This is a genomic window from Streptomyces sp. NPDC054872 (assembly GCF_053610705.1).
Map to the genome: position 1 here is coordinate 223791 of NZ_JBSGYY010000002.1, position 22901 is coordinate 246691.

The 22901-nt window shown below is 71.2% G+C and carries 21 protein-coding genes and 2 tRNA genes; 6 read left to right on the plus strand and 17 right to left on the minus strand.

What is annotated here, in order from left to right:
* Nucleotides 1-15: 15 nt before the first annotated feature.
* A complete protein-coding gene (locus ACWGIH_RS03170; RefSeq protein ID WP_453444319.1) occupies nt 16-297 on the plus strand; it encodes a hypothetical protein in 282 nt (93 codons plus the stop codon).
* Here the strand turns inward: ACWGIH_RS03170 and ACWGIH_RS03175 are convergent.
* From ACWGIH_RS03175 to ehuB, 9 genes are all read right to left on the minus strand, one after another.
* On the minus strand, nt 272-2449 hold the full coding sequence (locus tag ACWGIH_RS03175) for an MMPL family transporter (RefSeq protein ID WP_453444320.1): 2178 nt from the start codon (nt 2447-2449) through the stop codon (nt 272-274). The two genes, ACWGIH_RS03170 and ACWGIH_RS03175, sit on opposite strands and share 26 nt — an antisense overlap.
* Before the next feature lie 138 nt (nt 2450-2587).
* The gene (locus tag ACWGIH_RS03180; protein WP_453444322.1) at nt 2588-3259 is read right to left on the minus strand and encodes a response regulator; all 672 of its coding nucleotides are present in this window, start codon (nt 3257-3259) and stop codon (nt 2588-2590) included.
* Complete coding sequence (locus tag ACWGIH_RS03185) at nt 3153-4424, minus strand: sensor histidine kinase (RefSeq protein ID WP_453444323.1); 1272 nt, start codon at nt 4422-4424, stop codon at nt 3153-3155. Before ACWGIH_RS03185 ends, ACWGIH_RS03180 begins: the two co-directional genes overlap by 107 nt.
* A 136-nt stretch (nt 4425-4560) precedes the next feature.
* Nucleotides 4561-4634 (minus strand) — tRNA-Lys (locus tag ACWGIH_RS03190).
* Between the two features lie 72 nt (nt 4635-4706).
* Nucleotides 4707-5465: an IclR family transcriptional regulator gene (locus tag ACWGIH_RS03195; RefSeq protein WP_453444324.1), complete on the minus strand. Its 759-nt coding sequence runs from the start codon at nt 5463-5465 to the stop codon at nt 4707-4709.
* A gap of 187 nt (nt 5466-5652) precedes the next feature.
* On the minus strand, nt 5653-6465 hold the full coding sequence (ehuA, locus tag ACWGIH_RS03200) for an ectoine/hydroxyectoine ABC transporter ATP-binding protein EhuA (protein ID WP_453444325.1): 813 nt from the start codon (nt 6463-6465) through the stop codon (nt 5653-5655).
* A complete protein-coding gene (ehuD, locus tag ACWGIH_RS03205; RefSeq protein WP_453444326.1) occupies nt 6455-7120 on the minus strand; it encodes an ectoine/hydroxyectoine ABC transporter permease subunit EhuD in 666 nt (221 codons plus the stop codon). Before ehuD ends, ehuA begins: the two co-directional genes overlap by 11 nt.
* Complete coding sequence (ehuC, locus tag ACWGIH_RS03210) at nt 7117-7866, minus strand: ectoine/hydroxyectoine ABC transporter permease subunit EhuC (RefSeq protein ID WP_453444328.1); 750 nt, start codon at nt 7864-7866, stop codon at nt 7117-7119. The genes ehuD and ehuC overlap by 4 nt, the downstream gene beginning before the upstream one ends.
* The gene (gene ehuB, locus ACWGIH_RS03215; RefSeq protein WP_453444329.1) at nt 7863-8813 is read right to left on the minus strand and encodes an ectoine/hydroxyectoine ABC transporter substrate-binding protein EhuB; all 951 of its coding nucleotides are present in this window, start codon (nt 8811-8813) and stop codon (nt 7863-7865) included. The genes ehuC and ehuB overlap by 4 nt, the downstream gene beginning before the upstream one ends.
* 97 nt (nt 8814-8910) lie before the next feature.
* On the opposite strand from ehuB, the gene ACWGIH_RS03220 reads away from it, so the two are divergent.
* The gene (locus ACWGIH_RS03220; protein WP_363211366.1) at nt 8911-9411 is read left to right on the plus strand and encodes a DUF3830 family protein; all 501 of its coding nucleotides are present in this window, start codon (nt 8911-8913) and stop codon (nt 9409-9411) included.
* Between the two features lie 24 nt (nt 9412-9435).
* Here ACWGIH_RS03220 and ACWGIH_RS03225 read toward each other — a convergent pair whose 3' ends face one another.
* Together ACWGIH_RS03225 and ACWGIH_RS03230 are read right to left on the minus strand one after the other, a co-directional pair.
* A complete protein-coding gene (locus tag ACWGIH_RS03225) occupies nt 9436-10839 on the minus strand; it encodes an amidase (RefSeq protein WP_453444331.1) in 1404 nt (467 codons plus the stop codon).
* An 82-nt stretch (nt 10840-10921) separates the two neighbouring features.
* Nucleotides 10922-11878, minus strand: a complete 957-nt coding sequence (locus ACWGIH_RS03230) for a D-2-hydroxyacid dehydrogenase (protein WP_453444332.1) — start codon at nt 11876-11878, stop codon at nt 10922-10924.
* 319 nt (nt 11879-12197) lie between these two features.
* Between ACWGIH_RS03230 and ACWGIH_RS03235 the strand changes: the two genes are divergently transcribed.
* From ACWGIH_RS03235 to ACWGIH_RS03245, 3 genes are all read left to right on the plus strand, one after another.
* Complete coding sequence (locus tag ACWGIH_RS03235) at nt 12198-13034, plus strand: maleate cis-trans isomerase family protein (protein ID WP_453444334.1); 837 nt, start codon at nt 12198-12200, stop codon at nt 13032-13034.
* Between the two features lie 12 nt (nt 13035-13046).
* Nucleotides 13047-13784, plus strand: a complete 738-nt coding sequence (locus tag ACWGIH_RS03240; RefSeq protein ID WP_453444336.1) for a maleate cis-trans isomerase family protein — start codon at nt 13047-13049, stop codon at nt 13782-13784.
* 209 nt (nt 13785-13993) lie between these two features.
* Nucleotides 13994-15091 carry an LLM class flavin-dependent oxidoreductase gene (locus tag ACWGIH_RS03245; protein WP_453444337.1) on the plus strand — a complete coding sequence of 366 codons (1098 nt, stop codon included), beginning with the start codon at nt 13994-13996 and terminating at the stop codon, nt 15089-15091.
* Here ACWGIH_RS03245 and ACWGIH_RS03250 read toward each other — a convergent pair.
* Nucleotides 15070-16899, minus strand: a complete 1830-nt coding sequence (locus tag ACWGIH_RS03250; protein ID WP_453444339.1) for a putative bifunctional diguanylate cyclase/phosphodiesterase — start codon at nt 16897-16899, stop codon at nt 15070-15072. The genes ACWGIH_RS03245 and ACWGIH_RS03250 overlap by 22 nt on opposite strands.
* Nucleotides 16900-17226: 327 nt before the next feature.
* On the opposite strand from ACWGIH_RS03250, the gene ACWGIH_RS03255 reads away from it, so the two are divergent.
* A complete protein-coding gene (locus tag ACWGIH_RS03255) occupies nt 17227-18507 on the plus strand; it encodes a M6 family metalloprotease domain-containing protein (RefSeq protein WP_453444341.1) in 1281 nt (426 codons plus the stop codon).
* 74 nt (nt 18508-18581) lie between these two features.
* On the opposite strand, the gene ACWGIH_RS03260 is transcribed toward ACWGIH_RS03255, so the two are convergent.
* The 5 genes from ACWGIH_RS03260 to ACWGIH_RS03280 all read right to left on the minus strand — a co-directional run bounded on the left by ACWGIH_RS03260 (nt 18582) and on the right by ACWGIH_RS03280 (nt 22848).
* A tRNA-Lys gene (locus tag ACWGIH_RS03260) sits at nt 18582-18655 on the minus strand.
* Nucleotides 18646-19278, minus strand: coding sequence for a bifunctional DNA primase/polymerase (locus ACWGIH_RS03265; protein ID WP_453444342.1), 633 nt, complete (start codon nt 19276-19278; stop codon nt 18646-18648). Before ACWGIH_RS03265 ends, ACWGIH_RS03260 begins: the two co-directional genes overlap by 10 nt.
* Before the next feature lie 125 nt (nt 19279-19403).
* The gene (locus tag ACWGIH_RS03270) at nt 19404-19769 is read right to left on the minus strand and encodes a hypothetical protein (RefSeq protein WP_453444343.1); all 366 of its coding nucleotides are present in this window, start codon (nt 19767-19769) and stop codon (nt 19404-19406) included.
* A 131-nt stretch (nt 19770-19900) separates the two neighbouring features.
* On the minus strand, nt 19901-21256 hold the full coding sequence (locus ACWGIH_RS03275) for an AAA domain-containing protein (protein ID WP_453444345.1): 1356 nt from the start codon (nt 21254-21256) through the stop codon (nt 19901-19903).
* Nucleotides 21253-22848, minus strand: a complete 1596-nt coding sequence (locus ACWGIH_RS03280; protein ID WP_453444346.1) for a hypothetical protein — start codon at nt 22846-22848, stop codon at nt 21253-21255. The genes ACWGIH_RS03275 and ACWGIH_RS03280 overlap by 4 nt, the downstream gene beginning before the upstream one ends.
* Nucleotides 22849-22901: the final 53 nt, after the last annotated feature.

Genomic DNA, 22901 nt, shown 5'->3' on the forward strand with positions numbered 1-22901 from the left:
TTACGATCCTGAACCATGAGCACGTCAGACCAGACACGGGCCGGCCTCACGCCGCGCCAGGCCCGGCACATACGGATCGCCGCGGCCTCGGTGCTGATGGCCGCGGCGGCCGTGGTGCTCGCCGTACGTCTGGCGAGCCGGTCGTCCGTCCTGGTCGTGGGGGTGTACGGGCTGCTGCTCGTGCTCTGCGGCCTGGTGATCGAACTCAGCAGGCGCGGCCGGACCCGGCTCGGCAGCTATCTCCTCGCCGTCGGTCTGGTGGCCGCCCTGGTCATGGACTGGGTGGTCCTTGCCTGACCGGCACGACCGGTGGCGGGACCGCGGCCATGGTCTCCTCGCGGAGCCCGTACCGCCGATGCAGCTCACGCATCCGGCGCGGCGCCCACCACGCACGGCGGCCGAGGAGCGTCATCGTCGCGGGGACGAGGAACATCCGCACCAGCGTCGCGTCGATGAGCACCGCGAGCGTCAGGCCGAGGCCGATCTGCAGGATCGGTGAGAAGCCGCCGGTCATGAAGCCGCCGAAGACGATCGCGAGCAGCAGCGCCGCACAGCTGACGACACGGCCCGAGCGGCGCAGCCCTTCGACGGTGGCGGCACGGTGGTCACCGGTCTCCAGCCACGTCTCCCGCATCCGGGACAGGATGAACAGCTCGTAGTCCATCGCGAGCCCGAACGCGATCGCGATGATCAGTGGCGGCGCGGTCAGACTCAGCGCCCCGAGACCCTCACCGCCGAGCAGCCCCGCGAGATGCCCGTCCTGGAACACCCACACCACGACGCCGAGGGCGGCGCCCAGGCTGAGCAGGGTGGTGGCGAGCGTACGCAGCGGGAGCAACAGCGATCCCGTGAAGGCGAAGAGCAGGGCGAACAGGGCGGCCAGGACGGTGAGTACGGCCCAGGGGGCGCGCTCGGCGAGCATCGAGCGGAAGTCGACGAGGCTCGCGGCGTTGCCGGTGACCTGGACCGGCTCGTCACCCCGGAGGTCGCGGACCTGCTCCACGAGCCGCGTGGCGGTGGGACCGTCGACCGAACCGGACGGGGTCAGTTCGAGCAGGACCGTGCCGTCGGAGAGCCGCTCGCTGTCGGCCGTCCTGATCCCGGGCAGGGCCCGGATCTTGTCCTCGCGGTCGGGGTCGGCGCCCGGCCCGACGAGCACCTGGACGGGGTCGGTGTCCGTTCCCGCCGGGTAGTGCTCGCGCACGGTCTCGTACAGCTGCCGCGCCTCGGTGTCGTGCGGGAGCTGCCGTGCGTCGCCGATGTTGATCCGCATCCCGAGGGCGGGCAGGGCGAGGAAGGTGAGGACGGCCACGACAGTGGCGGTCACGGCCACCGGGCGCCGGGCGGAGAACAGGGCGAGGCGGGCGAAGAAGGCACCGGGCTCGGGTGCGGCCCCCGCCCTGGCCCCGCGCCGCCAAGTCAGCAGCCGAGCGCGTGACTTCGTGCCCGAAGGCACGATCTTCCCGCCGAACAGGGCGAGCAGCGCGGGCAGCAGCGTCAGCGCCGCCAGCATGTCGACCACGACCACCGCGCCGGCCGCGAGGCCCATGCTGCGCAGGAACGGGCTGGGGAACCAGACGAGCCCCGACAGGCTGATGGCCACCGTCAGACCGGAGAACAGGACGGTGCGCCCGGCGTTGGCGACGGTCGTGTGCACGGCCCGCGCCACGTCGTCCGTCCTGGCTCGCTCCTCCCGGAAGCGGATCACCATCAGGAGCGCGTAGTCGACGGCGAGGCCGAGACCCAGCATGGTGACGATCTGGACGGCGTAGACGGAGATCTCGGTGAACTGGCTGAAGCCGTAGAGGGTCAGGAAGGCGCCGGCCACACCGCTCACGGTGACCAGGAGGGGGAGACCGGCGGCCCGCAGCCCGCCGAAGATGAGCAGCAGGACGATCAGCACGGCGGGCAGGGTGATCAACTCGGCCTGGGCCACGTCCTCCTGTGCCCTGCCGCCCATCTGCTCGCCGAGCAGCGGCCCGCCACTCACCGCCACGTCACCGGCGGTGATCTCGCGGAGGCGGTCGGCAGCGTCGCCGACGGCCTCCTCCTCGGCGTCGTCGTCGAGGCCGCCCTTGAGCGTGACGGGGACGAGCAGGGCCTTCCCGTCCTGCGCGACCAGGCCGCGGGTGGTGTACGGGTCCGGCACCCGGGCGATGCCCGGCTGCTTCCGTACGTCGGCCACCGCGTCGTCCACCTGCGCGCGGATCTGCGGGGTGTCGACGGAAGGAGCGGCCACGACGGCGTTGAAGTCGTCGCCCTGCGGGGTGAGTTCGGCGAGGCGCTCCGCCGTGACGACCGACTCGCTGCCCGGCACGTCTTCGACGGACGAGGTCAGGTCGCCGAAGACCCGGGTGCCGAAGCCGAGGCCGAGGACCAGGAACAGGAGCCAGGTGAGGATGACGGTTTTGGGGTGCTGGGTCGCCGTGCGGGCGAGGGTGGCGAGCATGGCCGGCGCCTCCTTGGACGGTGCGGTTGCCGTACCTCAGAGTTGCCTTCGCGCGGGCCGCGGGGATCGCCGTGGTGGGTGGTCTTGCGGTCTCCCTCTCGCGGGGTAGGACTCCGTCCCGCGGGGGAGTTCCTCCCCCTAGCTCCCCGGCACCACGAGCCCCGTCTCGTACGCGCAGATCACCGCCTGCACCCGGTCCCGCAGCGACAGCTTCGACAGGACGTTGCTGACATGGGTCTTCACCGTGTGCTCGCTGACGACGAACGACGCCGCTATCTCCGCGTTGGAGAGCCCCCGGGCAAGCAGCCGCAGCGTCTCCTCCTCGCGGGCGGTGAGCACCGCCAGGCGTTCGGAGGGTGACATGGGGGGCGCGTCGGCGTCCGTGCGGCGGCGCCGGACCACGTCCGCCACCAGGCGCCGCGTCACCGAGGGCGCGAGCAGGGAGTCCCCGGCCGCCACGACGCGCACCGCGTGCACCAGGTCGTCCCTGCGGACGTCCTTGAGCAGGAAGCCACTGGCTCCCGCGTACAGCGCCTCGTACACGTACTCGTCGAGGTCGAAGGTGGTGAGCATGACGACCCGGCAGCTGGACTGCGCGCACACCTGGCGGGCCGCCTCGATGCCGTCCATCCCCGGCATGCGGATGTCCAGGAGGATGACGTCAGGCGCGTGCCGGCGTACCGCGGCCACCGCCTCCGCGCCGTCACCCGCCTCCGCCACCACCTCGATGTCGGGCTGCGCCTCGAGGATCATGGAGAAGCCGCTGCGCACCAGCTCCTGATCGTCGGCCACTGCCACCCGGATGCTCATCCCCCAAGGATGCCGTGGGCAGCCGCACGGCGACGCGGAATCCACCATCGGGCCCGTCCCCGGCATCGGCCGAGCCACCGCAGGCGGCGGCCCGTTCCCGGACGCCGACAAGTCCGTGCCCCGCGCCCTCCGAAGCGCCGAGCCCGCCCCCGTCGTCCTGGACGCACAACCCCAACTCGCTTTCGATCCAAGCAAGTTCTATGCGCACAGCGGTCGCTCCCGCGTGCTTCACGCAGTTGGTCAGGGCCTCCTGGACGATGCGGTACGCGGCCACCTCCACGTCGGGTGCCAGCGGGCGGGGCCGGCCGGTCTCGGTCAACTCGACGCGCAGGCCGGTGTGTTCCACCAGCTCGGCCAGCTCCGGGAGCGCCGCGAGCGTCGGCTGCGGGACGCGCGCGTCACCGGGGTCCGACGTCTCTCTCAGTACGCCCAGGATCCGGCGCAACTGCACCATCGCGTCGCGCCCCGCGCCCGCGATCGCATCGAACGCCCCCACCGCGCGGTCCGGGTCGCTGCGGACCACCACCGGTCCCGCCTCCGCCTGGACCACCATCAGGCTCACCGCGTGGGCGAGGATGTCGTGCATGTCGCGGGCGATCCTGGACCGCTCCTGGCCGACCGCACGCGCCGTCTCGGCGGCACGCTCCCGCTCCAGGCGCCTGGCACGCTCCTCCAGGGCCGCGGTGTACGCGCGCTGTACACGGGCGAAGGAACCGAGGGCGTACGCGCTGATGAGGCTGAGCAGGTGGAAGGGGTACTCGTACGGCTCGGCGTGTTCCTTGAAGGTCATCGTGACGGCGGCCCCCGCCAGCCACCCGGCGAGCATGACGCGCCGCTGCAGCGGTGTGCTCAGGACGGCCACGGTGTAGAGGGCGACCATGCCGCCGATGCACACGTCGGGCGGCGGCCGGTGGTACAGCGCCATGGCGGGCGTGAAGACGGAGATCACGCTCGCGCAGATCATGGGTGCGCGACGCCGCCAGATCAGCGGCAGCGCGGTGCCCGCGCCGAGCGCGAACCCGGCCGCGCTGAGCCGATCGCCGCCCTCGTCCGGGAAGAGGAACTGGAGCGAGACGGCGAAGAGCACCAGTGCGGCGAGCGCGGCGTCCACGACGTACGGGTGTGCGGTGCGCAGCCGGGACAGCGCGAGGAAGGAACGGGGCATGGGGCGGCTCCTCGGGGCAGGAGGGCCGTGCCAGTATCGCGGGGCCCTGAGGGCGCTGTCCTCACCGGTGCGAGGGATATGTCAGCGGCGGAACGAGAGAAGCCCCTCGCTTCCGCGAGGGGCTTCCTTCTGTCTGTGCGCCGCCAGGGACTCGAACCCCGGACCCGCTGATTAAGAGTCAGCTGCTCTAACCAACTGAGCTAGCGGCGCCTGCTGACTCAAAAATAATACCTGGTTCGGAAGGGTGCTCAGAACCGCCCGCGATCGACCGGGCGCCCGCCCCTAGATCGCCAGCGAGAGCAGCACCGGCGCCGCCCTGCGATTGAGCGTCCGGGCCGCGTCCCGCAGCCGGTGCGCGTGCTCCACGGGGAGGGAGAGCGCCAGGCAGCCGACCGCGGAGCCCGCGGTGATGGGGACGGCGGCGCAGACCGTGCCGACCGCGTACTCCTGGAGGTCGAGGACCGGAACCGTGGCGGGCTGGGCGGCGAGGCGGTTCAGGAGAACCCGTTCGTTCGTGATCGTCCGCGAGGTGAGGCGGGCCATCTTGTGGCGGGAGAGGTGGTCCCTGCGGCCGTTCAGGTCGAGCTGGGTCAGCAGGCTCTTGCCGACCGCGCTGGCGTGCGCGGAGGAGCGGAAGTCCACCCACTCGTTGACCTTGGGGGTGCGGGGGCCGTCAGCGAAGTCGGTGATCTTGATTTCGCCGTCCTCGTACCGGCTGATGTAGACGGCCGCGCCGATCGAGTCGCGCAGCTCGTCGAGGGTGTCCTTGAGCTTGTCCCGCAAGGCCTGCTCGCGGCGGTGGGCCGAACCGAGGCGGGCGAGGGACGCACCGGTGACGTACGCACCGTCGGCGACCTGCTTGACGTACGCCTCGCGGCGCAGCATCCGCAGGAGGGCGGCGAGCTGGGGCGCGGGCAGTTTGGTCTGGCGGGCGAGCTCGGCGTCGGTGACGCCGGCGTTGTGCCGGGCGACGATTTCGAGCACGCGCAGCGCGCTCTGCACCGAGTGCTGCGGCGTGGTCCGCTCGTGCTTCAGCGCCACGGCTTCCCCCTGCGTGCAACGGTTCCGGACAGCTGGGCTCCGTCCACGATAGCCGCCAAGAGCGGTATGGGGAGCGGCTGTTGGGGAGATTGGTGGCGCATTCCGGCACTCTCAGCAGGAACGCGCCACCCTGGCATATGCCAGCGTCATCACCCAAGGCCATGGCCTGCGCACTTGGCGTACGCGGTCACAGGACCGCGCTGAGGAACTCCCGGGTCCGCTCGTGTTCGGGCTCGGTGAAGATCTTCTCCGGCGTCCCGGACTCGATGACCCGGCCCGAGTCGAACATCAGGACCTGGTCGGAGATGTCACGGGCGAAGTTCATCTCGTGCGTCACACAGAGCATCGTGATGTCCGTGGTGTGCGCGATGTCCCGCAGGACGTCGAGCACACCCGCCACCAGCTCCGGGTCGAGTGCGGAGGTGACCTCGTCCAGGAGCAGCACCTGCGGGCGCATCGCCAGGGCGCGCGCGATGGCCACGCGCTGCTGCTGGCCGCCGGAGAGCTGGTTGGGGTACTTGTCGATGTGCTCGGTGAGTCCGACCAGTTCGAGCAGGCCGCGGGCGCGCTCCTCGGCCTCGTCCTTGGACAGGCCGAGCACCTGGACCGGCGCCTCGGTGATGTTCCGCAGGACCTTCATGTTCGGGAAGAGGTTGAACTGCTGGAAGACCATCCCGATGTTCTTGCGGACCTCGCGGATGTACTTCTCGCCCGCGGGCACGAGCTTGCCGTTCTTCTCCTCGTGGGTGAGGTAGCGCCCGCCGACCTTGATGGTGCCCTCCTCGGGCTTCATCAGGGTCATCAGCAGCCGCAGGATCGTGGTCTTGCCGGATCCGGAGGGGCCGATCAGCGTGACGTGCTTGCCCGAGTCCACGGAGAAGTCGAGCTCGTCCAGGACGGTGTTCGTGCCGAACCTCTTGGTGACCTTGTCGAAGCGGATCAGCTCGCTGCCGTCGACCGCCGGGTTGACCGTTTCCTTGGGGGTGGTTTCAGACGACAAGACGACGCTCCAGGGCTCGGAGGAGGAGGGAGGACGGGTAGGCGATGACGATGAAGGCGATGCCGACGACGGTCAGGGCCTCGGTGTACTGGAAGGTCTCCGCAGCCTGGAGCCGCGAGCGCTGCAGCAGCTCCAGGACGCCGATGCTGGCGAGCAGCGGGGTGTCCTTCAGCATCGCGATGACGTAGTTGCCGAGCGCGGGGATCACGCGGCGGATGGCCTGCGGCAGGATCACCGCGGTCCACGTGTGGCGATAGGGCAGGCTCAGCGCGGTGGCCGCCTCCCACTGGCCGACGGGTACGGCCTCGATGCCCGCGCGGTAGACCTGCGCGGTGTACGTCGAGTAGTGCAGGCCGATCGCGATGGTGCCGGTCGTCAGCGCGGAGAACTGGACGCCCCAGTCCGGCAGCACGAAGAAGAAGAAGAACAGCTGCACGAGCAGCGGGGTGTTGCGGATGAACTCGGTGACGATGCCGACCGGCCAGCGCACGAAGCGGCTCGGCGCGCGGAACAGCAGCGCCCACACCAGGCCGAGCGAGAACGAGATCAGCGAGCCGAGTGCCAGGACCTGCAGGGTGACCAGGACGCCGTCCCAGAAGTGCGGCATGAAGTCGGAGACCGCACCCCAGTCCCACTTGTCAGTTTCGTTGTTCATGCACCAACACCCCCGCCGGAGCCCTTTGGAATCTGTGAAGTCGCCGTCTGCTGGCGGAGATTGAGCTTGCCCATCAGGCCGCCCCGCGGCTCGGGCCTCTGTCCGATACCGGCCTTGGTCTTACGCTCCAGCGAGCGCATTCCCCGGGTCAGCAGGAACGCGATCACGAAGTAGATGACCAGGGTGATCGTGTAGATCTCGGCGCTCTCCGTGGTCGCCAGGCGCACCAGGTTGGCGGCGAAGGACACGTCGCCGATGCCGAGCAGCGAGACCAGGGCGGTGCCCTTGAGGAGCTCGATCAGCAGGTTCGAGAACGGCGGGATCATCTCCGGGATGGCCTGCGGCAGCAGGATCAACCGCATCCGCTGTGCCGGACTGAAGCTCAACGCGACCCCCGCCTCGCGCTGTGCCGGTGTCACCGAGTTGAGCGAGCCACGCACGATCTCGGCGCCGTACGCACCGTAGGAGAGTCCGAGTGCGAGCACGGCCGCCCACATCGGGACCAGCGCCCAGCCGACCAGCTGCGGCAGGACGAAGAAGATCCAGAACATCAGCACCAGCGATGAGGTGCCGCGGAAGACCTCGGTGTAGAACCCGGCGAGGAAGCGCACGGTGCGCAGCCGGTGGGTGCGGGCCATGCCGATGCCGAAGGCGACGACGGTCGCGAGGGCCGCGCTGTAGATCGTCAGCTGGATGGTGATCCAGATACCGGGCAGAACCCAGTGTTCCCACAGTCCCGCTGTCATTTGCACAGCTCCTCTGCGGTCAGCTCGGTCATCTCGTCCTTGGTGAAGCCGAACGGCTTCAGGATGCGGAAGAGCTCGCCGCTCTTCTTCATCTTGTGGATCTCCACGTTGAAGGCGTCGCGCAGCTTCGTGTCGGTGGGCCGGAAGGTGAAGCCTCCGCCGTCGATCTGCTCCTCGCCGTCGACGATGGGTGCGAAGGCCTCGGTGGCCTCCGCCTTCGTGCTCTTGCGGACCACTTCACGGCCGGTCAGGGCGGTGCCGGCGAAGAAGTCGATGCGACCGGACTCGACGGCGTTCATGCCCGCGACCGGGTCGGGGAAGATCGAGATGTCCCCCCGCTTGTAGCCCGCGGCGATGCCGTAGTCGATCTCCGCGTACGCGGGACCCGTGCCCATCTTCGCCTTGATCTTGAAGGCGTCCTGGTAGTTCTTGATCTTCTTCGGGTTGCCCTTGGGGACGATGAAGGAGTCCAGCATCTGGTATTCGGGGTCGGAGAAGATGACCTGCTGACAGCGGTCCTTGTTGATGTACATCCCGGCCGAGACCACGTCGAACTGCTGCGTGTTCAGGCCAGGGATGAGCGAGCCGAACTCGGTCGCCACCGGCTGCACCTTGGGGACACCCAGGCGCTCGAAAATCGTTTTCGCGAGCTTCACCGCCTCACCAGTGAAGGCCCCGTCCTCGTCGATGTACCCGTACGGCGCCTCACCCGCGATCCCGAGCCGTACGGTCCCCTGCGACTTCAGCCGCTCCAGCGTGTCCCCCGTGGGCACCTTGCTGCAGCCCGCGGCGCCGAGCGTCGCCACGGCACCGGCCGCGCCCGCGCCGAACAGGAGTGATCGTCGGCGGATCCCGATGTTCCTGGGTGCCGCACTCGGTCCCGGGCCGTCGGCGCGGGAACTCTCTGTCTCATTGCTCTCTGGGTTGTTCCAAAGTGGTGGAGCCATGGGCGCGCGGCTACCCGACTCGACGCGGAATATGCGGGCCAATTTCGGCCCCTGATGCAATCGTTGTGGTCTTGACCCAGGGAGGAGCATGGGACACATGGCAGACCGATTCATCGAAGTCTCCCTCGCCAAGCGGGGAGTTCAGTGCACGGCAAAGCTGCTCGACGACCGGGCCCCGTTGACCTGTGAGGCGGTGTGGGAGGCGCTTCCGCTCAGCGAGGACGTCTATCACGCGAAGTACGCCCGCAATGAGATCTACGCCCTCTTTCCGGCTTTCGCGGACCGCGAGCCGCCCCTGGAGAACCCGACAGTCACTCCCATTCCCGGCGACCTCTGCTATTTCTCGTTCAACGGGACACAGTTGGGCACGCAGGCCTATGGGTACGAACCGGCCGCGGACGTCAAGGCGGGCGCCACGGTCGTGGACCTCGCCCTCTTCTACGAACGCAACAACCTGCTGCTCAACGGCGACGTCGGCTGGGTCCCCGGCATCGTGTGGGGTCAGGTGGTGGACGGCCTCGACCGGATGGCCGAGGCCTGCAACGACCTGTGGCGCGCGGGCGCGCAGGGCGAGACGCTGAATTTCCGCAGAGCGTAGGCGCCCCGGCCCCCGTCCGTAGGTTCAGCCCAGAGCGGGCGGCGCGATCCCCGCGCCGCCCGCTTCGTACAACGCGTGCGCGGCCCGCAGGACGAGCGTGTCCGCGTGGCGCGCCCCCACGATCTGGACGCCGACGGGCAGTCCCTCCCGGTCCACCCCGCACGGGACGGTCGCGGCGGGCTGCTGCGTCAAGTTGAAGGGGTACGTGAAAGGGGTCCATCCGGTCCATCGGCGATGGCCGGAACCTTTCGGTACCTCAGCCCCCGCCTCGAACGCGGTGATCGGCAACGTCGGAGTGACCAGCAGGTCGTACGTCTGGTGGAAGCGGCCCATGCGACGGCCGAGCTCCATGCGTACGTCGACTGCGGCAAGGTAGTCGAGCGCGCTGTACCGGGCGCCCTGCGCACAGATCTCGCGCAGCCCCGGATCGAGCAACTCCCGCCGGTCGGGCGGCAGATGCTGCGTCACCCGCGCGGCGCCGCTGAACCACAGCGTGTGGAAGGCCTCCACCGGGTCCGTGAAGTCGGGATCCGTCTCCTCGACGTACGCACCCAGCGCGGCGAGGGACTCCACCGCCTGCCGCACCGCGGCGGCGACCGCGGGCCGCACCGCGACCTGACCGCCGAGCGAGGGCGAGTACGCGATGCGCAGGCCGCGTACGCCGCCTTCGATACCCGCGCTGAAGCTGTCCGCCACCGGACCGAGCTGCGACCAGTCACGGGGGTCGGGGCCGCTGATGACGTCCATCAGGAGCGCCGCGTCCGCCGCGTCCCGCGTCATGGGGCCGACGTGCGCGAGCGTGCCGAAGGCGGACGCGGGGTACAGCGGCACCCGTCCGTACGTCGGCTTCAGCGCGAAGATGCCGCAGAAGGCGCCCGGGATCCGCACCGACCCGCCGCCGTCCGTGCCCAGCGACAAGGGCGCCGCGCCCAGCGCGACGGCCGCCGCGCTGCCGCCGCTCGAACCGCCCGCGGTGCGCGAGGTGTCGTACGGGTTGCGCGTGATCCCGCTCTGCGGGCTGTCCGTGACGCCCTTCCAGCCGAACTCGGGTGTCGTCGTCTTCCCGATGAACACCGCGCCGTGCTCGCGCAGCCGCGCCACCGAGGGCGCGTCCTCGTCCCAGGCCCCGTCCGTACGCGTGGTCCTGGAGCCCCGCAGCGTCGGTCCGCCGCGCTGCAGCAGGATGTCCTTGACGGTGACCGGAACCCCGTCGAGGAGGCCCCGCGGCTCACCTCGCCGCCACCGCCCCGCACTCTCCTCGGCCTGTGCGAGGGCCTCCTCGCCGTCCACGCGCACGAAGGCGTTCACCGCGGGCTGCACTTCCTCGGCCCTGCGCAGCGTCGCCCGTGTCGCGTCGACCGGACTGAATTCGCCCTTGCGGTAGGCCTCGACGAGTTGTACCGCGGTGAGATCCGTGAGCTCGGTCATGCACGCTCCTCAGGGGGAGGGAAGTGGCTCGGGGTGAGGGAAGTCGCTCGGGGCGAGGGGTGGGGCGTGGCGCCGGGAGTGATCAATTCCCGGGTACATACCCGCGTTTCTTGTCCACCACGTTCGAGAGGGGCCGCCCGGCCGCCCACTCCTCGTACAACTCCACGAACTGCGTGCCCAGTTCATCGCGCCAGCCCACCGTGTCGCCGCTCATGTGCGGGGACACGATGAGCCCCGGCGCCGTCCACAGGGGGCTGTCCGCGGGCAGCGGCTCGTGCTCGAAGACGTCGAGCGCCGCGCCCGCGATCCACCGCTTCGACAGCGCGGCCGCGAGATCGTCCTCGACGACGAGCGCGCCGCGCCCGATGTTGATGAAGCGTGCCGACGGCTGCATCATCCCGAAGCGCCGCTCGTCGAACATGCCGCGCGTGTCGTCCGTGAGCGGCGCCGCGCACACCACCCAGTCGGCGCGCGCCATCAGCCGGTCGAGCTCGTCGGGACCGTGCACGCCGTTCCGCGCGCTGCGCCCCACCAGGGCGGTGATGATCCCGAGGCCCTTGAGCATCCGGACGATGGCGTGCCCGATCGGCCCCGATCCCACGACGCACGCGCGCGTACGCGCGACACGCTGGGTCTCGCGGTGCTGCCAGGTGCGTTCGTCCTGGAGCTGGAGGGTGCGCGGCAGGTCCTTGGCCATGGCGAGGACGAGGGCCGCCACGTACTCGGCGATGGGCTGGTCGAAGACGCCGCGGGCGTTGGTGACCAGCGTGTCGGACTCGGCGAGCTCCGGGCACATGAGGCGGTCCACGCCGGCGCTCGCGGTGTGCACCCAGCGCGGCCGCGGGCCCGCGCCCGGCCACGCGAGCCGTACCGCGTCCGAGAGGAAGTCCCACACCAGCAGCACGTCGGCGTGGGGGAGTTGCTCCGCCAGGGTGCCGGCGTCCGCGTGCAGGATGCGGGCGCGACCGGTGAGGCTGCCGAGACGGGGCGGCGGGGCGGGAGATGGGGCGTCAAGGACCAGAACGGTTGTTTCGGACATCGGATCAGGCGTTGATTCGGACATCGAGGAGAAACCGTTTCGCAATGAGAGTCCGCTTCCCTGGGATTCGTGTCGGCCAGAGCCGTCTGAGATGCGCGGATTGACCACGCTCGCACCTGAAACTACCTTCGTCAACAGAGGTGCTCTATCACAAGCACCCCACGACTGAGTACTCTCCGTACGAGGCCGTAGCACTCTCTGTAGCGCTTTCTTGGCGCCTTCTGCCCCGTCCCGACGTCCCGGCGCGTCGCCGGCTACGCATCTCCCGGCCCCCGGCCGGTCCCTCCATTGCACGCACGCACGAACTTGGGGCCTGCTCATGGACGTCTCCTTCCTCGGCGGACCACACCCTCAACGCGGTGTAGGTGTCGTCGCCCCTTTCGACTTCGCCCTCGACCGGGAGCTCTGGCGCTGGGTGCCGGACGAGGTCTCCCTGCATCTGACCCGCACTCCCTATGTGCCCGTCGAGGTAAGCCTTGACCTGGCACGACTCGTCAGCGAGCACGAAACGCTCGGCGAGGCGGTGCGCGCCCTGAGCGCCGCCGAACCCGAAGTCCTCGCGTACGCCTGCACGTCGGGCAGCTTCGTCGGCGGCATCGCGGGCGAGCGTGCGATGTGCGAGGCCATGCACCGCGAGGGCGCGGTCTCAGCCGTCACCACATCGGGCGCGCTGCTCGAGGCGCTCGAGGATCTGGGCGCGCGGCGCATCGCGCTCGTCACGCCCTACACCTGGTCGGTGACGCAGTCGCTCGAGGAGTATCTGGCCGAATCCGGTGTGTCCGTCACCGGTCGCGCCTATCTGGGCCTGACCCGGCACATCTGGAAGGTGCCGTACAAGGACGTGGCGGACATGGCGCGGCGGGCGGTGCTCGGCGGGGCCGACGCGCTCTTCATCAGCTGCACCAACCTCGCCACGTACGACGTCATCCCGCAGCTGGAGGCCGAGCTGCGGATGCCGGTGATCTCAGCGAACCAGGTGACGATGTGGTCCGCCCTGCGCCGTCTGGGTACCCATGCCGTAGGGCCCTACCAGGCACTGATCAATCCGAGCGCGAGGCCGGGCGCGGGTCCGGTCTCCGCGCCGGGCGAACTGCCAGGTGTACTGCCGCTCGATCCGGGTCAGGGTCTGCCCGAAGGACCACCAACGCTGCCTTGAAGGAGGCTGGAAGTGACCGCACTTGGTTTCCTCTATCCGGGTCACTCGGCTGAGGACGACTACCCCCGCATGGAGCAGATGCTGGGGAGCGATGTCCGGCTGCAGGTCGTCCACACCGACATCGGCGAGGACGCGCACCGGGTCGACGCTCTCCTGGAGATGGGGTCGCCGGAGCGACTCGCCGCCGGTGTCGAGGAGTTGCGCCTCTCCGGGGCGGAGGCGGTGGTGTGGGCCTGCACCAGCGCCAGCTTCGTCTTCGGCTGGGAGGGCGCGCACGACCAGGTCCGCGCCTTGGCCCGGTCGGCGGGTCTGCCGGCGTCCAGCACGTCCTTCGCGTTCGCCCACGCGGTACGTGAGGTGGGGGCGGGCAGGGTCGCTGTCGCGGCGACGTACCCCGAGGACGTGGCGGGGCTCTTCGCCTCGTTCCTGAAGGCGTCCGGCGTGGAGGTCGTGGCCACGCGGGGGAGCGGCATCATCACCGCGGCGGAGGTGGGCACGTGGGGCTGGGACGAGGTGAGAGCCATGGCCCACGCGGGCGACCACCCCGACGCGGAGGCGCTCCTCCTGCCCGACACGGCGCTGCACACGGCGGCGTACATCCACGACCTGGAGCGGGACCTCGGCAAACCGGTCCTGACGGCGAACCAGGTGACGGTCTGGGAGGCCCTGCGCCTTGCCACCCGCCGGGTGAACGCGCCGAGCCTCGGCGCCCTGTTCACGAAGGAGCCGGTGGTGCAGGTGAAGGGGTAGTGGCAGCGGTCGGGTGACCGGGTCGGTGGGCGGGGCGGAGGCGCCGCGAAGGGCGGACACGACCCGCCCGCCTGCCCGGGAGGCCCAGCCTCACCGGCCCGGAGGAACCCCGCCCCACCGGCCCCGGGAATAAAGCGGAGTCCACCTCCTGTTAGGTCTGCGAAGCAGTACGCACCGCACCAGCACGCGCAGCAGGAGGCAGGACCCCCGTGACAGTGGACCCGAGCGACGACATCCGCGGCGAGCGGCACGGCAGCGCGCCGGTACCCCTCTCCGTGCTTGACCTGGTGACCGTGGGGGCGGGCCGGACCGCCACCGACGCCCTGCGCAAGAGCGTGGAGATCGCCGAGCTGGCGGAGGGGCGCGGATACCACCGCTACTGGGTGGCCGAGCACCACTCCATGCCGGGAGTGGCCTCCTCGTCCCCGGCGGTCATCCTCGCCCACCTCGCCGCCCGCACCGAGCGCATCCGCCTGGGATCGGGTGGCGTCATGCTGCCCAACCACGCCCCCCTCGTCATCGCGGAGCAGTTCGGCACCCTGGAGGCCATGGCCCCCGGACGGATCGACCTGGGTCTGGGCCGCGCCCCGGGCACGGACGGCGCGACCGCCGCCGCGCTGCGCAGGACGGACCGGCTGAACGAAGGCGCCGACGACTTCCCGCAGCAGCTCGCCGAACTCACCCGCTTCCTGGACGACGACTTCCCCGACGGCCACCCGTACAGCCGCATCCACGCCGTCCCCGGCCCCGTCCAGGCCACCTCACCCGGCGGCGTCCAGTCCCCGCACCGCCCGCCCCTGTGGCTGCTCGGCTCCTCCGGGTTCAGTGCCCGCCTCGCCGGGGTCCTCGGCCTGCCCTTCGCCTTCGCGCACCACTTCTCCGCGCAGAACACCATCCCGGCGCTCGACCTCTACCGGGAGTCGTTCAAGCCGTCCGCGGTCCTCGACGCCCCGTACGCCCTGATCGGCGTATCGGCGCTCGCGACCGACGACGAGAAGGAGGCCCGGCGGCAGGTCATGGCCGCCGCGCTGAACATGGTCCGCCTCCGCACCGGGAAGCCGGGGCTCGTGCCGACCCCCGAGGAGGCCGAGGCGTACGAGTTCAACGAGATGGAGCGGGACTTCATCAACAGCTGGAACTCCAACGTCATCCACGGCACCGCCGACCAGGTCCGTACCGGCCTCGACGACCTCGCCAAGCGCACCGGCGCCGACGAGTTGATGATCACCGCCAACGCGCACAGCGGCGACGTGCGGCTGCGTTCGTACGAGTTGATCGCGGACGCCTACGGGCTGCCCGCGGCCTGACCGCCACAGCACGCCAGCAAGGCGGAGATACGATCCGGCGCCACCGGGCGGGAGTACAGCCACCCCTGCCCGGTGTCGCAGCCGATCCGCCGCAGCCGCGCCGCCTGCGACGTGGTCTCCACGCACTCCGCGGTGACGGTCAGGCCGAGCCGGTGCGCGAGTTGCACCAGGGCCTCGACGATCACCTCGTCCGCGGGGTTGATGTGCCCCTCGCCCGCGTCGGCGTCGTACTGGAAGCCGCGCACGAAGGAGCCGTCCAGTTTGAGGACGGACACCGGGAGCCGGCTCAGGTACGCCAGGTTCGAGTACCCGGTGCCGAAGTCGTCGATGGCGATCCGCACCCCCATGTCGCTGAGCGACTGGAGAGCCTGCAGCGGCCGGCCCGTCGAGCCCATCACCGCCGACTCGGTGAGCTCCAGCTGGAGCAGTTCGGGGGCGAGCCCCGTCTCGGCGAGGATCTCCGCGACATCGGCCACCAGATCCGAGTCCCACACCTGGCGCACCGCGACATTGACGCTCACGAAGACCGGCGGCCGCTCCGGGTGGTCCAGCTGCCACTGCCGGGCCTGACGGCACGCCGTCCGCAACACCCAGCGGCCCAGCTGCACGATCGAACCGTCCTCTTCGGCCAGTCCGATGAACCGATTCGGCGTGAGCAGCCCGAAGTGCGGGTGCTGCCACCGCACCAGCGCCTCGACCCCGCGCACACCGCCGTCCTCCAGGCGCACCAACGGCTGGTAGTCGAGCAGGAATTCACCGCGCTCGACCGCCGGGCGCAGTGAGCTCGACAGTGTCTGGCGGGTCATGCGGTGCGCGTTGCGCTCGGGGTCGAAGAGCGTCCAGCGTGCCTTGCCGTCCGACTTCGCCCAGTAGAGCGTCGTGTCGGCCGCCTGCATCAGGCAGGTCGTCGTGGTCCCCGCGGCGCGCCGCTCCACGACCCCGATCGACGCCGAGACGGAGAGCCGCTGGCCCGCCAGGTCGAAGGGTTCCTGCAGCGCCTTGAGCGCTGTCTCGGCGAGGTCGGCCAGCTGGTCCGTGCCCGTCGAGTCCTCCACGAGCAGGGCGAACTCGTCACCGCCGAGCCGCGCCACCAGGGGCGGCGCCGTTCTGCCCTGGCCCGCCTCGTCGGCGCACCGTGTGAGCCGCTCCGCGACGGCCGCGAGCAGCCGGTCGCCGACCCGGTGGCCGAGCGTGTCGTTGACCGCCTTGAATCCGTCGAGGTCCAGGTAGCAGAGGCCGATCCGGCCGGTGCCCGTGTCGTCGTACGCACCCGCTTCGAGCGCGCCGGCGAGCCGTTCGAAGAACAGGCTGCGGTTGGGCAGCCGGGTCACCGGGTCGTGCATCTGGAGATGGCGCAGCCGGGCCTGGAGCTCGCGGCGCGCGCTGATGTCGGTGGCGGCGAGCAGCACCGTACGCCCGCCGGGCATCGGCGAGACCGTGACCTGGACCCACAGCGAGTGCCCGTCGGGGTGTTTCAGGCGCCGGGTGCAGCGCAGCTTGGCCTGGCGGCCGCGGAGCACCTCGCGGTACGCGTGCCAGGTGCGCGCGTCCGACGCCAGGTCCACCAGATCGGCGGCCAGACGTCCCGCGAGCTCGTCCGGGGTCGCGCCGAGCAGCTCGGCGAGCGCGTCGTTGGCGTCGATGACGAGACCGTCGCCGTCCACGACGCCGAGAGCCAGCGGGGCGGCGGCGAAAGCGGCTCGGTGGTCGGGCCGCTGCCCCCGATGGCGACGCTCCGTGATGGGCGCCCTGGCGAGGTCGGGTGCTGTGACCGCTGTGGGCGCTTGGCCTTCAGACGTTCCGTTCACCACTTGCTCCCGCAGTGCAGTTGTTCGGCGAGGCCGGGCCCGCGCAGGAAAGTGTGCCGATCATAGGGGCTGGCCCGAGGGCGCATCCAGCCACAGAGCGGTGCCGCGTGGCGGTCACGCAGGGCATAGGACAGGCGCATGCCCGGCGCGGATGTGGCACCTGCCCGGCGACAGATCGTTTCTGCTCGCCCTTGTACTGCTTCCTTTACGCCTCCATCAGGCCGACGACAACTTGTGACGTTCCGTGAGCGCTCCGGGAGTGGCGCGTCACCCGGGTGGCCCAGACAAACAGGGCACATCAGAAAAAAGCTGCACAGGGTGGGTGGGATGCCCCGTAACCCGCACCCGGAGGTGGACGTGCCGCGTCAGCTACCCCCCTGGGGACTCACCCGTGGAGGGGGGAGACCCCGGTTGCGCAGCACGGCCGCCGTCCTCACGTCCCTGACCGCACTTGCCGCCACGGGGCTTGTCGCGGGCCCCGCGAGCGCCCGGACCTCGGCGGTCCCCTGTGCGCTGCAGCGCACACCGGCGCATCACTCGGAGGGCCTCGACACCTGGAACGGCGCCTATACGCGCCCCGACCGGGCGCTCGACGCCGTGATGATCTTCCTCTCCTTCCCCGACTCCCCGCCCCAGATCGCCACCGAGGACCTGACGGCCGACTATTTCCCCGCCACCAGCCAGTTCTTCGAGCGCGCCTCCTACGGCAAGTTCACGCTGCGCCCGCATCCGCGGCGCGAGTGGGTGGAGATGCCGGACGACTCCACCTCGTACGCCATACAGCGCGACTGGGACGCCTCCCGGCGCAGCGCCTATCTGCGGGACGCGGTGGCCGCGGCCGATCCGCACGTCGACTTCTCGCGGCACGACGTCGTCTACTTCGTCGCCGACCCGGACGCCCCGGGCGTCGACTCGGACGCGACGAAGGTCGTCAACTTCGACCGGCCGATGCGGGCCGACGGCGCCGACATCAAGCGCATCGTCACGGTCTTCGAGCGCCATCCGCCGGACCGCAACGTCCTCGCCCACGAGACCGGCCACGTCTTCGACCTGCCCGACCTCTACCACCGGCCGACGGACGGCGACGGCGACTGGGACACGCACGTCGGCGACTGGGACGTCATGGGCAGCCAGTTCGGGCTCTCCCCCGACCTCTTCGGCTGGCACAAGTGGAAGCTCGGCTGGCTGGACCGACGGCAGGTGGCGTGTGTGGAGGGCGAGGGCGGGCGGCTGACCCTGGAACCGCTGTCGACGCGGCCCACGCGCGGAGGCATCGGGGGCACCAAGCTGGCGGTCGTCCGCACGGGCCGGGGTAGCGCGATCGCCTTCGAGGCACGCGACGCGGCGGGCAACGACCGCGCCACGTGCAGCGAGGGGGTGCTGGTCTACCGCGTACGCAACGAGGCGCCGTCCGGCGGCGGGCCGGTCGAGGTGCTCGACGCCCACCCGGACTCGGAGGCGTGCTGGACCGACTCGGTGTATCCGCCGCTCGCGGACGCGCCGGTGGCGACGGGGGAGAGCTTCACGGTGCCGGACGAGGGCGTGCGCATCGAGGTGGAGGGGCGTACGGCGTCGGGGGCCTGGAACGTGAACGTGTCGGTGGGCTGAGTAGCGCCCCCACCGGGCGCCGAGCGGGGCATGAAAGAAGCCCCCCGCTTGCGCGAGGGGCTTCTTTCTGTCTGTGCGCCGCCAGGGACTCGAACCCCGGACCCGCTGATTAAGAGTCAGCTGCTCTAACCAACTGAGCTAGCGGCGCCTGCTGACGTCGTAGACCTTAGCACCCTGATCGCCGCCAGGAAAAATCGATATACGGACCGCGGAGCCGGCCGCCGCGCGCGCCGCGCGGACGCACGCCCAGAGCATGACCTCGGGCCCGGGGAGCCAGGGGTGACGTGCGTCGGGAGCCACCAGCCAGCGCGATTCGAGGTGCCCCGCAAGGCGGTCGGGGGACGCCGTGCCCCGCGTTTCCGGGGTGACCGGCGGGACCGTCACGGCGTCGCCCATGCCGTGGCAGAGGATGCCGGGCACGGCACGGCCCCACTCCTCCCACTCCAGGAGCGAGGGCAGCCGCTGGGCGGTCCCGGGGGCGGCGAAGAGCAGCACGCGGCCGCGGTGCGCGGCGACGGGGCCCGAGCCGGGGCCGTCTTCCCATAAACGGTCGAGCATCCGCCGGCCGAAGACCGCGGGGACGCTCACCACGTCGAAGACGGCGCCGCAGGGGAGGACGGCGGGGGCGGTGGGGCGGCTGCGCCAGTGGGCGAGCGCGCTGCGCGGATACGTTTCCGCGGAGGCGAGCCAGGCGGCTCCCTCGGCCGTGACGTCGGAGATGTCCTGGACACGGGCGGGGTCGGGGCCCGGGTGGAGACGTGTGCTGCTCATGGCAACTACATCTACCGGTGGTGAGCGTTCCATTTCTGAGAGTTGTCAGAAATGGGGACAGCGGCGGGTGCGGGGGAGTACCTTGCCCTCCTTGGCATATGCCCGTGATCCTTTCGGCGTCACCCTCAGGCCTCCGGGCCGCCGCCTCCCGGACCGGCCGCGCGCAACAGATCCCGGCCGAACTCGACCATCTTCTTCGCGTAGTCCTCGGTCCACTGGGCGCGCTCGGCGATCGCGGCGGGCGTCAGCCGGTCGAAGCGCCGGGGGTCGGCGAGCTGGGCCGCGGCGATGGCCTGGAACTCGACCGAGCGATCCGTGGCGGCACGGAAGGCGTGCGTCAGCTCGGTGGCGCGGGCCAGCAGCTCCCGGGGGTCCTCCATCGACTCCAGGTCGAAGAAGTGCTCCGGGTCGGCGGCGGCTTCCGCGGGCTCGAAGAGCAGGGGCGCGGGTCGAAGGCGCTGCTCGGTCCGGGGCCGCTCGGGCTCCGCCATGGTTCTCCTCCTCGTACGGTTTCCGGCCGTGGGGCCGTCTTCCATTCTCCCTTGCCGCGCAAGGGGGCCATAGGCCCTGCGGTCACGGCTGCCGCCATGCCACGGGGTGGGGTGTGGTGCCGGGGGCGTGTTCATGGGCGCCATGCCACGCGGTGTTCCGCGAGGCGGGCCAGTACCGCGTGGTTCGCCTCCCAGCCGTCCGGGAACTTCACCGTGACGCCCAGTTGGACCGGTTCCGTGGACGGGTGGTCGTCGAGCAGTTCGCTGACGCCCGCGCGGCAGATCACGATGCAGGCGTGGCGGTGGCGGGAGGTCAGGACGCAGAGGCGGCCCGTCTCCAGGTGGAACGCGGTGGCGTCCGGGCGGCCGGAGAGCGGGTGCAGGACCACCGTCACGTCGAACTCGCGGCCCTGCAGCCGGTTGGCCGTGTCCACCGTCACGTCCGCGACGCCGAGCTCCGCGAGGGCCGCGCGCACCGCCGCCGCCTGGTCCCGGTGGGCGGTGCCGACGGCGATGCGGTCTGCGGTGAGGGGTGTGGGGTCCGGGTCGCGCTCCGATGCCGCGGCGCCGCCGCGGTCCAGGAGGCGTCGGACCACCTGAGCCACCGCGCGTACCGCCTCGGGGTCGGTCCGCGGCGTGTTCCGCGCGGGCAGTTCGAGCAGGCCCCAGCCCGACTCGGCGGCCTCATCGATCACCCGGTCGGGGCCCGAACCGTCCGACGGCACACCGAAGCCGAGCTTCCGGTCGCCGTGGTCCGTGCCGCTGCGAAAGGGCGTGTACGGATAGAACGCGGCCGAGACCAGCGGGGCCGCCGACGCCGGGAGCCGCCAGGAGACCGGGAGGCGGTGCTGGGGCAGCTCGGGGTTGTGCGCCAGCAGCGTCGTCACCGCGCTCGCCGAAGGGTCGTACGCGAGACCGGCCCACTGCTCGGCGCCCACGATCGAGAACGGGTCGAGCTGCCCGGGGTCGCCCACGAACAGGGCCCGCTCGAAGAGCCCGGCCACCGCGAGCAGCGCGTCCGACCGCATTTGGTACGCCTCGTCCACGATCGCGTGCCGCCAGGGCTCCACATCCTTGACGTGCGCCCACTTCGCGGCGGTCGACACCACGACGTCGAGACCGGCGAGGTCGGCGGCCTTCGTGGACGTACGGACGAAGGACAGGTCGTCGAGCGCCTTGTCGTACGCGTCCGGGTCGCTGCTGTGCAGCCGGCCGACCGGCAGCTCCGGGTCCTTCTCGGCGAGGCGCAGGACCAGGTCGTCGACCTGCGCGTTCGTCTGCGCGATCACCATCAACGGGCGCCCCGCCGCAGCCAGTTCGCGGGCCGCGCGCACGACCAGGGTCGACTTGCCCGCGCCGGGCGGTGAGTCGACGACGACGCCGCGGTGCGCGCCGTGCAGCGTGTCGTGCAGGATCGCGTCCGTGGCGCGGCCGGCCGCCGCGCCGGGGTCGAAGGAGGCACGGTCGAAGGGGGCGGTCGGACTCACAGGGTGTCCTCCGGCGTCACGGGGTCAGGGCGCTCGGCGGCGTCGCCCGGCGGGCCGCCGTGGGTCCAGGGAGTCGCCTCGGGGTCGGGGAGCTTGGGTCCGCCGCGCTGCTCGTGCTCGAAGAGCGTCCAGCAGATCCGGTCGCCCTTCTCGGGCACGGAGCCGGGCTCGGGCTCCTTGCCGCGGCCCATCTTGTCGGTGATGCGCAGTACGACGGAAGCGGCGCCGCCCTCGGCCTCGTACGTCACGAACTCGGCCGACTGCGGCTTGCCCTGGAGCGAGCGGTACACCTTCGCGCGCTCGGCCAGGTGCGGGTCGTCGTCCGTGCGGACGGTGACCAGCGGGCGGGGGCTCGGGCGCTTGCTCTCGCTGTACGCCATGACCACCTCGGTCACCTCACCGGCGAACGCCTCGCCCGCGAGCCGGCGGCCCGCCATCACCAGGGGGTCGTCCAGCGCTTCCTGCGCTTCGAGCCTGGCCTGCTCGCGCTCGCGGGTCGCGAGCTTGTTCGCCGCCGTCACCGCGTCGTCGACGCGCGGCTGCGGGGGTTCGCCCGCCGTCACGCGGTCCCGGTGGCCGGTGAACGACCAGCGGTCGCGGGTCCAGCGGTCCGTGGCGTGCGGGGCCTCGGGAAGCGTGCAGAGCGCGTCGAGGCCGCGCCACACCGCGTCCCAGGTGGGGCGGGTCCTGCTCTCGATCAGGGAGCGGATCTCCCGCTCGGCGGCGGCCAGTTCGGCGAGGCGGGCGTCCGCCTGGATGCCGTCCTCCGCGGTGGCGAGGACGCCACGCGCGCGGTCGTACCGCTCGATGGCCGGGGCGAGCAGGCGGTTGTCGAACGCCGGGTCCGTGGCGGGGCCCGCGGGCGGGCAGAGCAGCTGGCCGTCCTTGTCCCGCGCCAGCTCGGCGCGGAGCGCGGCGTCGGCGCCCGAGGTGCCTTCCGGCGCCTCGATCCAGGCGAGCAGGGCGCCCAGATGCTGGTCCTCCAGGCTGGACTGGCCGGTGGCCCAGTGCCGGGAGAGCAGGTCCGTCATGGCGAGAAGGAGGGAGGAGCCCGGAACGCGGGCGCGCTCCCCGAAGTGGGTCAGCCAGCGGCCCAGGAGGGGGACGCGGGGCGGGGCGGGATACGGGGTCTCCGGGTCCTGCTCGGCGGTGCGGCGGAAGCGCGTGGAGCGGCCGATGAGCCGTACGAAGTCGATCCCCGCGCGGCTCGGGACGATCAACTGCGGTGCGTCTGAGCAGAGTTCGACCTCCACCTTGACGCGCTTGCCGGTCTCGGGGTCCGTCTCGCTGCGCTCCGCCGCTTCGACGTCGTCCGTGAACGAGTCGACGTACTCCAGGACGGTGTCTGCGAGTTGGGCCAGGAAGGTGAAGCGCAGGTCGCGGTCGCGGGGCTGGGGTACGACGAGGACGCGGGGCGAGGTGCGCTCCGTCCCGACGAGCGCGCCGAGCGGGGCGCCCGCCTCGCCGGCGGTGATGAGGGGGACGAGGACGAGGGGGCGCTGGGTGAGGTGGCGGTGTCGTACGGTCGCGCGTGGCTGGGCGCGGCCGGTGGTGACCGCCTCCAGACGGGCGAGGTTGTCGATCAACGACATACGGCTGTCCTCCCCTGCGGGTCGTGGGCGATGGTCCCGCCGCTCCGCGACGG

Bases quoted from the DNA above. Each gene is read 5' to 3' on its own strand.
- ACWGIH_RS03180 (WP_453444322.1), bottom strand. From the start codon at position 3,259: ATGAGCATCCGGGTGGCAGTGGCCGACGATCAGGAGCTGGTGCGCAGC.
- ACWGIH_RS03185 (WP_453444323.1), bottom strand. From the start codon at position 4,424: ATGCCCCGTTCCTTCCTCGCGCTGTCCCGGCTGCGCACCGCACACCCG.
- ACWGIH_RS03265 (WP_453444342.1), bottom strand. From the start codon at position 19,278: ATGAGCAGCACACGTCTCCACCCGGGCCCCGACCCCGCCCGTGTCCAG.
- ACWGIH_RS03170 (WP_453444319.1), top strand. From the start codon at position 16: ATGAGCACGTCAGACCAGACACGGGCCGGCCTCACGCCGCGCCAGGCC.
- ACWGIH_RS03230 (WP_453444332.1), bottom strand. From the start codon at position 11,878: ATGTCCGAAACAACCGTTCTGGTCCTTGACGCCCCATCTCCCGCCCCG.
- ACWGIH_RS03255 (WP_453444341.1), top strand. From the start codon at position 17,227: ATGCCCCGTAACCCGCACCCGGAGGTGGACGTGCCGCGTCAGCTACCC.
- ehuB (WP_453444329.1), bottom strand. From the start codon at position 8,813: ATGGCTCCACCACTTTGGAACAACCCAGAGAGCAATGAGACAGAGAGT.
- ehuC (WP_453444328.1), bottom strand. From the start codon at position 7,866: ATGACAGCGGGACTGTGGGAACACTGGGTTCTGCCCGGTATCTGGATC.
- ACWGIH_RS03225 (WP_453444331.1), bottom strand. From the start codon at position 10,839: ATGACCGAGCTCACGGATCTCACCGCGGTACAACTCGTCGAGGCCTAC.
- ehuD (WP_453444326.1), bottom strand. From the start codon at position 7,120: ATGAACAACGAAACTGACAAGTGGGACTGGGGTGCGGTCTCCGACTTC.
- ACWGIH_RS03280 (WP_453444346.1), bottom strand. From the start codon at position 22,848: ATGTCGTTGATCGACAACCTCGCCCGTCTGGAGGCGGTCACCACCGGC.
- ACWGIH_RS03175 (WP_453444320.1), bottom strand. From the start codon at position 2,449: ATGCTCGCCACCCTCGCCCGCACGGCGACCCAGCACCCCAAAACCGTC.
- ACWGIH_RS03235 (WP_453444334.1), top strand. From the start codon at position 12,198: ATGGACGTCTCCTTCCTCGGCGGACCACACCCTCAACGCGGTGTAGGT.
- ACWGIH_RS03270 (WP_453444343.1), bottom strand. From the start codon at position 19,769: ATGGCGGAGCCCGAGCGGCCCCGGACCGAGCAGCGCCTTCGACCCGCG.
- ACWGIH_RS03220 (WP_363211366.1), top strand. From the start codon at position 8,911: ATGGCAGACCGATTCATCGAAGTCTCCCTCGCCAAGCGGGGAGTTCAG.